Annotated in this window: 13 protein-coding genes; 9 read left to right on the top strand and 4 right to left on the bottom strand. The window is 32.8% G+C overall.

Going from position 1 to position 12,035, the window contains the following annotated elements:
* Positions 1-318 precede the first annotated feature (318 nt).
* Positions 319-1,185: a GLPGLI family protein gene (locus tag UMM65_RS11260; RefSeq protein ID WP_321976649.1), complete on the bottom strand. Its 867-nt coding sequence runs from the start codon at positions 1,183-1,185 to the stop codon at positions 319-321.
* Between the two features lie 119 nt (positions 1,186-1,304).
* On the opposite strand from UMM65_RS11260, the gene UMM65_RS11255 reads away from it, so the two are divergent.
* The 3 genes from UMM65_RS11255 to UMM65_RS11245 all read left to right on the top strand — a co-directional run bounded on the left by UMM65_RS11255 (position 1,305) and on the right by UMM65_RS11245 (position 3,902).
* The gene (locus UMM65_RS11255; RefSeq protein ID WP_321976648.1) at positions 1,305-2,759 is read left to right on the top strand and encodes a sensor histidine kinase; all 1,455 of its coding nucleotides are present in this window, start codon (positions 1,305-1,307) and stop codon (positions 2,757-2,759) included.
* On the top strand, positions 2,752-3,435 hold the full coding sequence (locus UMM65_RS11250; RefSeq protein ID WP_321976646.1) for a response regulator transcription factor: 684 nt from the start codon (positions 2,752-2,754) through the stop codon (positions 3,433-3,435). Before UMM65_RS11255 ends, UMM65_RS11250 begins: the two co-directional genes overlap by 8 nt.
* Before the next feature lie 122 nt (positions 3,436-3,557).
* Positions 3,558-3,902, top strand: a complete 345-nt coding sequence (locus tag UMM65_RS11245; RefSeq protein WP_321976645.1) for a hypothetical protein — start codon at positions 3,558-3,560, stop codon at positions 3,900-3,902.
* 139 nt (positions 3,903-4,041) lie between these two features.
* Here UMM65_RS11245 and UMM65_RS11240 read toward each other — a convergent pair whose 3' ends face one another.
* Complete coding sequence (locus UMM65_RS11240) at positions 4,042-5,172, bottom strand: TolB family protein (protein ID WP_321976644.1); 1,131 nt, start codon at positions 5,170-5,172, stop codon at positions 4,042-4,044.
* Positions 5,173-5,315: 143 nt separating this feature from the next.
* Between UMM65_RS11240 and UMM65_RS11235 the strand changes: the two genes are divergently transcribed.
* The gene (locus UMM65_RS11235) at positions 5,316-6,542 is read left to right on the top strand and encodes a M28 family peptidase (RefSeq protein WP_321976643.1); all 1,227 of its coding nucleotides are present in this window, start codon (positions 5,316-5,318) and stop codon (positions 6,540-6,542) included.
* Positions 6,543-6,592: 50 nt separating this feature from the next.
* Positions 6,593-6,997: a DUF4345 domain-containing protein gene (locus UMM65_RS11230; RefSeq protein WP_321976642.1), complete on the top strand. Its 405-nt coding sequence runs from the start codon at positions 6,593-6,595 to the stop codon at positions 6,995-6,997.
* A gap of 11 nt (positions 6,998-7,008) precedes the next feature.
* Here UMM65_RS11230 and UMM65_RS11225 read toward each other — a convergent pair whose 3' ends face one another.
* On the bottom strand, positions 7,009-7,962 hold the full coding sequence (locus tag UMM65_RS11225; RefSeq protein ID WP_321976641.1) for a DKNYY domain-containing protein: 954 nt from the start codon (positions 7,960-7,962) through the stop codon (positions 7,009-7,011).
* 242 nt (positions 7,963-8,204) lie between these two features.
* On the opposite strand from UMM65_RS11225, the gene UMM65_RS11220 reads away from it, so the two are divergent.
* The 3 genes from UMM65_RS11220 to UMM65_RS11210 all read left to right on the top strand — a co-directional run bounded on the left by UMM65_RS11220 (position 8,205) and on the right by UMM65_RS11210 (position 10,698).
* Complete coding sequence (locus tag UMM65_RS11220; protein WP_321976640.1) at positions 8,205-8,699, top strand: YciE/YciF ferroxidase family protein; 495 nt, start codon at positions 8,205-8,207, stop codon at positions 8,697-8,699.
* 62 nt (positions 8,700-8,761) lie between these two features.
* On the top strand, positions 8,762-9,088 hold the full coding sequence (locus tag UMM65_RS11215; RefSeq protein WP_321976638.1) for a four-helix bundle copper-binding protein: 327 nt from the start codon (positions 8,762-8,764) through the stop codon (positions 9,086-9,088).
* Positions 9,089-9,168: 80 nt separating this feature from the next.
* Positions 9,169-10,698, top strand: coding sequence for a GH3 family acyl-acid amido synthetase (locus UMM65_RS11210; protein ID WP_321976637.1), 1,530 nt, complete (start codon positions 9,169-9,171; stop codon positions 10,696-10,698).
* Between the two features lie 41 nt (positions 10,699-10,739).
* Here UMM65_RS11210 and UMM65_RS11205 read toward each other — a convergent pair whose 3' ends face one another.
* A complete protein-coding gene (locus UMM65_RS11205; RefSeq protein ID WP_321976636.1) occupies positions 10,740-11,279 on the bottom strand; it encodes a hypothetical protein in 540 nt (179 codons plus the stop codon).
* Positions 11,280-11,543: 264 nt separating this feature from the next.
* On the opposite strand from UMM65_RS11205, the gene UMM65_RS11200 reads away from it, so the two are divergent.
* Positions 11,544-11,879: an SRPBCC domain-containing protein gene (locus UMM65_RS11200; RefSeq protein ID WP_321976735.1), complete on the top strand. Its 336-nt coding sequence runs from the start codon at positions 11,544-11,546 to the stop codon at positions 11,877-11,879.
* Positions 11,880-12,035 lie beyond the last annotated feature (156 nt).

Here is a 12,035-nt window from a genome sequence, read left to right as displayed (position 1 = left end):
AAGTGAAAATTTATCCTGCGGATTTTTGTTATTTCATTTAGAAAATAATTATAATGCGTAGTTCGAGTGATAATTCAGCCTCAAAGGATCCCCTACTTTTGACGTATTTATTAAACGTTTAATATTCCGAATTTTACTGAACCACATAACCCCTACGCCCTTAAAAATTCTCTAAAATTTAAAACAGCGTTTGGGCATACTGAAATCAATTCAGCACAAGCTCTCCCCTTGAAAAAAGGGGAGGACTTTTTGCTTTTCCTCTGTCAATCCATTCGTCTTTAAAAAATTTTATTAGGGTTTCGAATTGACATTCGGCTTCTAATTCCTTCTTCCGCCCCCTCTGTTTCTACCACCATACATCTCACGCATTTCTTCCATTTTTTTCTTTACAATGTCGTTATACTCTTTTTTGGTAACTTCTTTGCCTTTTGTTGGAGCTTTAATTTCTTCTTTTTCATCAGGGTTCATCACAATTTTAGAACATAAAATCGTTGTCCTTCCCGAAGATACTTCCAATATCAACCCTGGCAAACCCCAATATTCTCCTGGCCCATGGCTTACCGGTACTTGCGGTGTATACCAAGCAGTAACTGTTATTACTTTGGGTACTTCAATTTCATCCATTGGATTGTCACTTTTTGTAGAATCTTTTGGTTTATCAGTATCATTGTTTCTGTTTCTTCTTCTCATATTGCTAAAATCCATTTCATCAACCTTTTTAACAGCTGTAGCCTTAATAGCCATGTATTGGCCGATTTGTTTGGTTTCACCATCCATAGTCCATTCCAATTGAGGCAATGAATCCTTAATTAAAAACTGTTTGCCAAAAAACTCTTGATCTTGCAACAACTGTTTATCCTTTACATTTTTATATTGTTTGCCTGCGGTAAAACTTCCCATCATTCTAAACCCTCTACCACCGCCACCTGGTGCTTCTAACTTTTCTTCTTCCTTGTACATAGATTCTGAGGCATTAAAAGTAAGTATATAGGTCTTTTCAAGCATACTTTTCATCCGTTCTGCAATTTGTTTTTTTCGTTCTTCGCTCATTTGCCCACCGCCAAAATTATCCATATCAACCGTGGTTTTTGACTGATAATAGGCTTTCCCTTGAAAGTTTTGAGCATTTAAATTATACCCTAAAAAAGACGCTAGTGAAATAATAGTAATAACAACTTTTTTCATTTTTTTTGAATTTTTCAATCACTACAAATATAGCAACTAACCTACTATGCTTAAGTTAACTAGTGTTAACGATTGTTAACCGATTAGTTTTACATTAGATTTGTCTTTACTTTTGAAGTATGAACGAAAAAAACTACAAATGGGTAGTGGGCTTTATTGTCCTAACAATTCTTGCAACAATTGGTGTGCAGGTGTTCTGGAATTTCAAGGAGTATCAAATTAATAAACAACATCTGATAAGCAAGGTACAGCGGAGTTTGGACAATTCTGTAGAAGCTTATTTTGCCAACCTTACAAGAACGGGCATTATTAAATACAATGTTAATCTTGAGGAAAGAACGGATACTATTGTGGTTAATAGCCCATCAAGAAATGAATTAAGAACTAAAATAGACAGCACACTTAAGAACATATCCCAATTAGAAAATGAAAAACCTATCCTCATAAAAGATTTTAGAAATAGTAACTATCCATTTTATACTACCGATAAAACTTTGCCCCAAAATATAGACAGTTTAATAAATAAAGTTTTTATTTCAATTTCCAGAGATAGTATGGATTTAGCCAAACTTGATAGCCATCTATCAGAAGAGTTAGCTCGCCACAATCTCAATATAAATTATGGGTTGAAATATGATTATAGAAGACGTGATGCTCAAGACAGTTTAATAACAGAATCAAGGAGTTTGAATCTTGAAAATTTTCCAAAAGAATACTTAGTAGCCACTTCTAAATCTACATTTTTACCCAGAAGAGGTAATTTAGAACTACTTTTTACCGATGAAGTTGCTATTTTACTAAGAAAATCTCTCGTCAGTATTTTATTGTCTTTTTTATTGTCCGCAGGCATCATTGCCAGTTTAGTTTTTCTATTAAAAACAATTTACAAACAAAAACAATTGGCAGAGGTTAAAAACGACCTGATAAATAATATTACCCATGAGTTTAAAACACCAATATCCACCATTGGCGTAGCCTTGGAAAGCATAATGAATTTTAACGCTATTGACGATAAAGAAAAGACGAAAACGTATTTAAACATATCAACCGACCAATTGTCTAAATTGAATATTATGGTTGAAAAGTTATTGGAAACAGCCTCTTTAGACAGTGATAACCTTAATTTAAATTTTGATGAAATAAATAGTACGACACTGATTCAGAGCATAATTGCCAAACATGATTTCCAACTAAAGAACAAGACCATTGACTTCAAAAATAATGCTTCAAACATCATTATAAAAGCAGACGAATTTCACTTTGAAAATGTAATCAACAATATTATCGATAATGCGATAAAATATGGTGGAGACCAAATTATTGTTGAAACCAAACAAGTGAAAAATAAATTTGAAATCTCAATTTCTGACAATGGAAACTCATTAACAAAAGCAAATAAAGATAAAATATTTGAACAGTTTTATAGAGTACCAAAAGGGAATACCCATGATGTAAAAGGTTTTGGAATCGGTTTATATTATGCTAAAAAAATAGTTGAAAAACACAATGGTACAATCCAGGTGCATTTAAGCAATAACTTAACCACATTTAAAATAACAATACCCAATGAGTAAAAAGGTAACCATATTGTTGGCTGAGGACGAGCCCGCTTTAGGGCAAATAATAAAAGAAAGCTTGGAAACAAGAGACTTTAATGTGCTCCTTTGTGCCGACGGTGAAATTGCTTTAAAAACATATAGAGAACATGAACCCAAGCTGTTGGTTTTGGATGTGATGATGCCTAAAAAAGATGGTTTTACCTTGGCAAAGGAAATTAGAAAAGAAAATGATGAGATTCCTATTATTTTTTTAACCGCTAAATCTCAAACCAAAGATGTTGTTGAAGGTTTTACAATTGGTGGTAACGATTATGTAAAAAAACCTTTTTCTATTGAAGAATTAATCGTTCGTATTAATAATTTATTGCAACGCACCGATTTGCAGAAAACGATAGAAATTATTCAACTTGGAGATTATACGTTTGATTTTAGAAGACAGTTATTAAAGTTTAAAACTGAAAAAGAAATTCAGCTTACCCATAGAGAGGCTCATTTATTATTTAATTTGTATAAAAATAAAAATGAGGTTTTAGATCGTTCAATCATATTAAATAAACTTTGGGGCAATGATGATATTTTTAGCTCAAGAAGTATGGATGTTTTTATAACCAAACTTCGTAAAAAATTAAAGCAAGATGATTCTATTCAAATTTTAAACGTTAGAGGGTTTGGCTATAAGTTGGTTTGTTGAATAACATTATTATTTAGTTTGATTCTTAATTTATTTTCGGTTAACTTCGCTATCGGTAGATATAAATCATTAAAACGAATTCATATCATCGACGTTATGTGCAAGCTGAAAATAATTTAAATATGTCCTTTGAAACTCAATCACCGGATTTTATAGCGGAACTAAAATATCGGACGACGGAAGAAGGAGGGCGACGCACTCCTGCTAGATCGGGTTACAGACCGCATGTGAAGTTTCCATTTTCAAAAATGATGACTTCTGGACAACAAACCTTTCTTGGACAAGATTCTGTTAAACCTGGTGAAATTGTCAAAGCCGAAATAATGATTCTTTCACCGCAGTTTTTCGAAAATAAGCTGGAAATAGGAATGGAGTTTGAAGTGGGGGAAGGTTCGCATGTTGTTGCAATCGGAAAACTGATTGAAATACTCAATACGGATTTGATAAAAAGAAAAGCCAGCACATAACAAAGCCTATAATTAATTGCTAGGGATTTTCCTGCGGAAAATCTACGCATTATTAGTATGTTTAGTGTACGGCGGGAAATCCTGCGGATTTCTAACGCCGCAACTAATCATAGCCGAGCCGATAGCGAAAATAAAAAAACTAGTTCACCCACTCCGCAATAAACAAATTAGTATCTCTACCACCACCATTATTTCTATTGGAAGAAAAAATCAATTTTGTGCCATCATTAGAAAATACAGGGAAAGCGTCAAACGTTTCCCCATGAGTAACTCTAGTAAGATTTTTTCCATCAAGGTCTATCATATATAAATTAAACGGGAAACCGCGTTCTGCCTCAAAGTTAGAGGAGAACAATATTTTTTCACCAGAAGGGTGAAAAAACGGACTCCAGTTCGCATTTCCTAAATTGGTCAACTGACGTAATTCAGAACCATCCGCATTGCAGATATACAATTCCATTTCGGTTGGCATTACCAAACCTTCTGCCAATAAATCTTTATATTGTTTTATTTCTTCTTCGGTTTTTGGACGTGAAGAACGGAATATTAATTTTGTGCCATCTGGTGAAAAGAACGCTCCACCATCGTATCCCAATTCAAAAGTAATTTGCTTTACATCTGTACCATCAATATTCATGGTATAGAGTTCTAAATCACCACTTCTGTCAGAAGTAAATACAATTTTATCACCTTTTGGAGAAACCGTAGCTTCTGCATCGTAGCCTTTTTCTGTTGTTAGCTGTTTGGTAATATTTCCTTCTAAATCAGCTACGAAAATATCGTAGCTACCGTAGATCGGCCAAACGTATTTTCCTTCTTTACGCAACGGAGCATCGGGACATTCCTCACCTCCCAAATGCGTGGAAGCATAAACAATATGCTTGTTATCGGGCAAAAAATATGCACAAGTGGTACGTCCTTTTCCGGTACTTAACATAGGTGGGGCCACTAAACTATCCAACGTTTCATCAGCATTCATCAAAAACATTTGATCACATTCAACACCCCACTTTTTATGGTTTGATTGAAATACAATTTGTTTGTCGTCAAAACTCCAATATGCTTCGGCATTATCGCCACCGAAAGTGATTTGCCTCAACGATTTAAAATATTTTTCTTCAGGAAAAACAAGCGATTTTCCTTCGGAATTAAAAAAAACAGATTCGGTATTCTTTACTTTTTTTACGACTTTTTGAGTTGTATTTTGTGTTTTGCAAGAAAACATAAGAAATGCAAGTAATACAAATAATGTAGTAACTATATACTTCATGCTTATTTTTATTTAATTAAAAGTAGATTCTAAATCTTCACAACATCCAACAATTAAAACTATAAATGTTTTATACGCCATTAAATAATTGCTATAATAAATGGCAATTATTGCCTAATTTTGCCAAAAATAATACTATTACGATGAATCGGATAATCATTCTAGCTTTTTTTGCCTTACTTTTTTTCGGAAAAACGACTGCTCAAAGGGAAACTCAAATTTACAAGGATGTTGTATTCCTTTCCGATGATAAATTAGAAGGCCGAGGAACAGGAACCGATGGCGAAAAAACTGCAACAGAATATATTGCCAAACGATTTAAAGAAATCGGTTTGGAACCTAAAGGCAATAGCGGATATTTTCAAGATTTTACATTTACGCCTAAGACACATCCTCACGGACAAGTGAATTTCTCTGATACAACTAGCAACAATACAATTACTGGACGAAATGTATTGGGTTACAATAATAATAATGCTAAACGGACAATTATCATCGGGGCACATCATGACCATTTGGGCTATGGTGATGAAGGCTCTTTGTACAGAGGACAAGAAAAATTGATCCACAATGGTGCAGATGATAACGCGAGTGGCGTTGCTGTTCTGTTAAACTTAGCGGAAAAATTAGCGAAAGCAAATACAGGAAACAATTACTTATTTATAACTTTTTCTGGGGAAGAGATGGGTTTATTAGGTTCAAATTATTTTGTGAAAAATGCAACTATAAATCTTGATTCGGTAAATTATATGCTAAATATGGATATGGTTGGACGTTTGAAAGAAGATAATGCTTTAGCCGTTTATGGGGTGGGAACATCACCAATTTTTAAACATATCGTAAATGCTTATAACGATGACTTTAAACTAATTATTAAAGAGTCTGGTGTTGGACCTTCTGACCATACTTCTTTTTACCTAAATAACATTCCCGTTTTACACTTCTTTACCGGTCAACACGAAGATTATCATAGACCTGGCGATGATTCCGATAAACTGAATTACAAAGGCATGGAAACCATCTCCAACTATATTTTCGACATCATTACCGATTTGGATGATAATGGCAAATTACCTTTTAGAAAAACCAAAAATGAAAGTGAAGAAGCTCCTCGTTTTAAAGTTACATTAGGCGTTGTACCTGACTATATGTTCGACGGAAAAGGAATGCGAATTGACGGTGTAAGCGAGGATAAACCTGCACAAAAAGCAGGATTGCAAAAAGGCGATGTTGTAGTGCAATTAGGTGATAATCCTATTGACGATATGATGGGCTATATGAAAGCGTTATCAACTTTTAAAGCTGGAGAAACTACAACTGTGAAAGTTGATAGGAATGGAAAAATTGTTGAGAAAAACGTTACTTTTTAAATCCCATCCTAAATCCTTCCCCAAGGGAAGGACTTTAATAACTCAAAGAAATGATTAAAACCAAAGCCGATTTTATCAATAAAATCCATTTAATTATTTCAGTGTTAATTGTTGTTCCTGTTGCATTTATTTATGGTTTCAAGCCTGAATTAAATTTTGACATCTACTTACAAACCGTAGATGAGCACAATCAATTTAAAGCCATAATGGGATTGTATTTAGGATTTTCTACTCTTTGGTTGTTGGGAATTTTTAAAGCCAATTATTTAAAAATAGCCATTATTACCAATATTATTTTTATGTTGGGGTTGGGTTTTGGTAGAGTTATAAGTATCTCTTTAGATGGGGCACCTACTTCTACTTATGTTTTTGGAATAGCAGCTGAATTGCTTTTAGGATTTTACGGAGTTTGGGTTTGGTCAAGAATAGATAAAAATCCAAACTTAAATTTTTAATCAATAACCTTTTAACTTTTCGACTTTAATTTACCCCCAATGTAAGAACCATTTTTATCCTCTGGTACAAATTCACCTGTTGGAATATGAAAAGTTTTTGTGTCAGCTTCAGAGATTATTTTGCCATTAAAATAGACATGTACCGAATCTTTGGCATAAACATCGCTCAATATTTTAAAACTGTTAATGGCTACGCCAGGAACGGGTTGCCCCATAAAATAGACTTTATCATCTATACGCAGATAATTTTTATTGTATAATTCCATTTTTGAGCCTAATATATAAGGTATTTCTAAGAGTTCGTAACCAAATTCATTATCTGCAATATAAAAATAATAAATCCTAGAATTGTCAAAGGCATAATCGCTTTTTTCAAGGATTTTAAACGAAGTAACATCAGCATCAATAGATTTAAAATCGCCATAATGATGTACATAAACACTATCATTATCTATGCTAAACTGACGGTTTAACATTTTAAAACTATTATAATCTACAGATACTTTTTTATGTTCGTAAAAATAATTTTCACGGTCTTTGCCCCAACTTATATTCAATTTTTGGTATGACTTTGGGTTGGCATTGGGAATAATACGCAAGTTATTCTTCTCAACATAATAAACGGAATTTTTATCTACACCAATGTCATGTTTTAAATTTGTAGTATTTGAAGTAAAACTGGAAATGTCAACGTCAGGATGCTTTACCACATTAGCCATAAAATAGATTTGATTTTTGTCTTTAGAAAAATATTCTGACAATACTTTAAAGCTCTTCGCATCAACATTCATTTCAGTTTTGCCAATTCCAAACCAATTGCCGTTCATACTGTAAATAACATCGCTTTTTGAGTTGTTGTAATAGTGATTTTTAGAAAGCTCATCATCAACTGGACTTCCTAAGGGCGAACATGATTGTGCAACCCATAAAAATGGGGCGAGTAGTATTTTTAGAACCGTTTTCATCCTTGGTCTGTACATATTCAAAGGGCTTATAAACCTTTGGTTAAATTAAACGCTAATAAAATCCATAAATTATACTTTGGTGCATAATAGAAAACGAGAACATTAAGTTCTTACCTCTAAATTCCCGTTTAACAAAATTATATCTTTTCTTATTGAGCTAACTTTTTAATCTTTATAGTTAATCGGTAACCAACTTATACTTTACTTTAGTTTTTATTAAATAATCGAAAAAAATGATAGATATGAAAACGTTAGAAGATTTGTTCAAACACCAGATAAAAGATTTATATAGTGCCGAAACACAGCTAATTTTAGCTATTCCCAAAATGGTTGATAGGGCGAGTAATAAAAAGCTTATAAAAGCTTTTGAAAATCACTTAAAAGAAACCAAAGAACAAAAAAGCAGGCTTGAGACCATTTGTCGAGAGCTTAATATTTCTCCTTCTGGAGAAAAGTGCCATGCCATGAAAGGTCTAATTAAAGAAGCTAAAAGCTTTATGAAAGAAGTGGAAGATAATGAAGTTTTGGATGCTGGATTAATAGCTGAAGCACAGCGTATTGAACATTATGAAATTTCGGGTTATGGAACTGCGGTAAGGTATGCCAAAGAATTAGGTCTTAGACAAATAGCGAAAAAATTACAAGAGATTCTAAACGAGGAATACGATGCTAATAATGCTTTAAATGAAATTGCCGAAAACAGAGTCAATAGAAAAGCATTAGACAATCTAAACTAGATTACTTTAACTCTAAAATTTTTTATACGTAAAAATATATAAAACTCTAAAACTTAACTTTTATGAAAACTACTAAAATTAATTATGATGCTTGTATAAAAGCCTGTCAAGATTGTATTGTAAGTTGCCAAAATTGTTTGGCTCAAATGTCGGGAAAAGAAAGTGACAATGAATGCCCATTATGTTGTGCTTTATGTATTGATGCTTGTTTAACCGCTATAAAATTTATGGTTGCCCAGAGTTATTTTGCCAAACAGTATGTTGAAATTTGTGCAGATGTTTGCGAATGGTGTGCGGAACAATGTGAAATGCACGATCACGATCATTGCCATGCGTGTGCGGAAGCTTGTAGAATTTGCATTGATGAATGTAGAAAAATGGTGGCATAAATCAAAAAATAAGTTACTAATATTTAGACGGTTATTTTGAAGTGTACAAAAATGACCGTCAATTATTTTATACAAAAAACATGGCAATTTTAGGAAATATAATTAAAGGTGTAATTGAAATATCGGATAAATTAACTTCAGATACCAACCCAATAAAAGCTCAGCAAGAAGTGCTAAGAAAATTGCTAGAAACAGCAAAAGACACAGAATTTGGCAAACATTATAAATTTGAGAATATTTTAAAGTCGCGAAATATTTCAGAAGCCTTTGCCAATACTATTCCATTTTTTGATTACAATAAAACGAATTCAGAATGGTGGCATAAACTACATGATGGTGCAGAAGATGTAACTTGGCCGGGTTCACCAAATTATTTTGCTTTGAGTTCAGGCACTACTGGCAAAACAAGTAAAAGAATTCCTGTTACTGATGCCATGTTAGATGCCATTCGTCAAGCTGGTATTAATCAGGTATTGGCGTTAAACAACTTTGATCTTCCACCAGATTTTTTTGAAAAAGAGATTATGATGCTGGGGAGTTCAACGGAATTACAAGAAAAAGACGATCATTTGGAAGGTGAAATAAGTGGAATTAGTGCGAGTAACATCCCTTTTTGGTTCAGACCTTATTACAAACCAGGTAAAGAAATCGCTAAAATTGATGATTGGGATACCCGTGTGCAAAAAATAGCGAAAAACGCAAAAAATTGGGACATTGGTGCATTAAGCGGTATTCCCTCTTGGATGGAATTGATGATGCAAGAAGTTATAGATTATCATAAAGTAGATAACATCCATGAAATATGGCCTAATTTGCAAGTTTATACTTCGGGCGGGGTGGCATTCGATTCCTATGAAAAAAGTTTTAATGCCTTGTTGGGCAAACCTATAACGGTTATTGATACCTATTTGGCATCTGAGGGATTTATTGCTTTTCAAGCTCGACCGGAAACCACAGCAATGCAGCTAGTTACGGATAATGGCATTTACTTTGAGTTTGTACCTTTTAAGCCTGAATATATTAAAGAGGATGGTTCTTTGGTGCCAAATGCGGAGGTTAAAACATTAGCAGAAGTTGAATTAAATCAAGATTATGTTTTAGTTATTAGTACGGTTGCCGGTGCATGGAGGTATTTAATTGGAGATACTATTGAGTTTACGGATATTGAACGTGCCGAAATTAAAATTACCGGTAGAACTAAATTCTTTTTAAATGTGGTAGGTTCACAGCTGTCAGTAAATAAAATGAACGATGCAGTAAAAGAACTCGAAAAACAGTTCAACATAAAGATTACCGAATTCACTATTTCCGCCAAACGTATTGATGGAGATTATTATCATAGTTGGTATTTAGGGACTGAAAACACAGATTTAGATACTCAGAAAGTTGCAGAAAAATTAGATGTGGCTTTAAAAGAAGCCAACAAAAACTATAAAGTAGCAAGGTCTAAAGCTTTAAAAGGTGTAAAAGTTAAATTGATAAAACCGTCTATCTTTCATGACTGGAACGGCCATAATAAGAAAAAAGGTGGTCAGGTAAAAATGGAACGTGTAATGGGCGAGGAGAAATTCGCTAACTGGGAAGCGTTTGTCGAAGAGCAGATGAAGTAATTATAAACAAGGGTTTGTTTAGCAAATTTATTTCAAAATAATTACCCTTGTTCCTCAACAAGTTCCATAATTTCTTCTGGCGATAAATAATATTTAATAATTCTCGATTTATATTTTTGGGTTATACTGGCATGATTCAATATAAAATCTTTGGTTGCTAAAATATAATTGGCCATACCATGATTAACCGCAAAAGTATCGGCCATTCGTTCGGCTTCTTTGATTGATTTCTCAGAAAAAAAGTATTTTATTCCAAATAAAATAAGACTCAGTTTATTTTTATTTTCATAATCCATTATATGTCCTAATTCGTGTCCTATCCATCCAATGAAGACATCAGAAGGAATGTCTAAAGTATTGAATTCTTGATCTTCAATTTTAAACTTGTTGCTGATTAAAATTATATAAGCTCTGTTTTTTCTTGATTTCCAAATAAAATCCCATTTGGGCTGAGCCTGCATCGTCGATTTTTTTATATTTTCCTTTATCCTAAATTCTATGCGAGTTTCCGTTAATTTAGGATAAAATGACAACGCTTTATTTACTTTTTTCTCAATAATTTTTGGTACTATTTTACTCATAGCTTTAAATATAACCATTTGAATTTACAATCAAAATCAGATAATCAAATGGGTTAATCATTAATTTATTTGAGTTATAAATAATTAAAATTTTAGAGGATTTTTAAATATAAATAATCATGTAATTAACAGTTAAAAATGGAAAAAATAGTTAAAATTATTAAAATAGAAAATGACACAAATAAAGTATTTCAGAAATTCGTAAAGAACATTAATAGTTGGTAGCCACAGGAATACACTTGGTCGCAAGAAAAATTAGAGGAAATAAAAATTGATGGGAAAAAGGACGGACTTTGTACTGAAACTGGCCCTTACGGATTTCGTTGCGATTGGGGGCGGGTGGTTCAATTTGATGAGAATAAGCAGATTTCTTTAAAATGGCAAATTAGCCCTAAACGTGAACCAGTCCCCAATCCTGAAAATTCAAGCGATATTAAAATTGAATTTGTTGAGGATACAAAACTATCTACAAAATTAATCTTTACACATTTTAATTTTGAAAAACACGGAGAGGGAGCGAAAAGTTATAGAGATACTATGAATGGTGAAAAAGGTTGGGATTTTATTTTAAATCGTTTTAAAACTTTTTGTGAAAAATAAATTTAACGAAAGAAAATGTTCCGTTTTTTTATTTATTATACCATTTCTCTTGTTAATTTACTCAATTATTTGTAAATTGCCTTATGGCAAAACAAATAGACTTACACATTAAAGAGAGTGAATCAGAACTAAAGGCTCTTATGAATGCTCAAAGCA

The organism is Aureibaculum koreense (assembly GCF_034296135.1).
Lineage (GTDB): Bacteria > Bacteroidota > Bacteroidia > Flavobacteriales > Flavobacteriaceae > Aureibaculum.
This window is presented reverse-complemented; position numbering and strand designations above follow the sequence as displayed.

Excerpts from the sequence above, each read along its gene's own strand:
- UMM65_RS11210 (WP_321976637.1), top strand. The coding sequence starts at position 9,169 with ATGGCAATTTTAGGAAATATAATTAAAGGTGTAATTGAAATATCGGAT.
- UMM65_RS11235 (WP_321976643.1), top strand. The coding sequence starts at position 5,316 with ATGAATCGGATAATCATTCTAGCTTTTTTTGCCTTACTTTTTTTCGGA.
- UMM65_RS11220 (WP_321976640.1), top strand. The coding sequence starts at position 8,205 with ATGAAAACGTTAGAAGATTTGTTCAAACACCAGATAAAAGATTTATAT.
- UMM65_RS11230 (WP_321976642.1), top strand. The coding sequence starts at position 6,593 with ATGATTAAAACCAAAGCCGATTTTATCAATAAAATCCATTTAATTATT.
- UMM65_RS11255 (WP_321976648.1), top strand. The coding sequence starts at position 1,305 with ATGAACGAAAAAAACTACAAATGGGTAGTGGGCTTTATTGTCCTAACA.
- UMM65_RS11260 (WP_321976649.1), bottom strand. The coding sequence starts at position 1,185 with ATGAAAAAAGTTGTTATTACTATTATTTCACTAGCGTCTTTTTTAGGG.
- UMM65_RS11205 (WP_321976636.1), bottom strand. The coding sequence starts at position 11,279 with ATGAGTAAAATAGTACCAAAAATTATTGAGAAAAAAGTAAATAAAGCG.
- UMM65_RS11240 (WP_321976644.1), bottom strand. The coding sequence starts at position 5,172 with ATGAAGTATATAGTTACTACATTATTTGTATTACTTGCATTTCTTATG.
- UMM65_RS11225 (WP_321976641.1), bottom strand. The coding sequence starts at position 7,962 with ATGAAAACGGTTCTAAAAATACTACTCGCCCCATTTTTATGGGTTGCA.
- UMM65_RS11250 (WP_321976646.1), top strand. The coding sequence starts at position 2,752 with ATGAGTAAAAAGGTAACCATATTGTTGGCTGAGGACGAGCCCGCTTTA.
- UMM65_RS11245 (WP_321976645.1), top strand. The coding sequence starts at position 3,558 with ATGTCCTTTGAAACTCAATCACCGGATTTTATAGCGGAACTAAAATAT.
- UMM65_RS11215 (WP_321976638.1), top strand. The coding sequence starts at position 8,762 with ATGAAAACTACTAAAATTAATTATGATGCTTGTATAAAAGCCTGTCAA.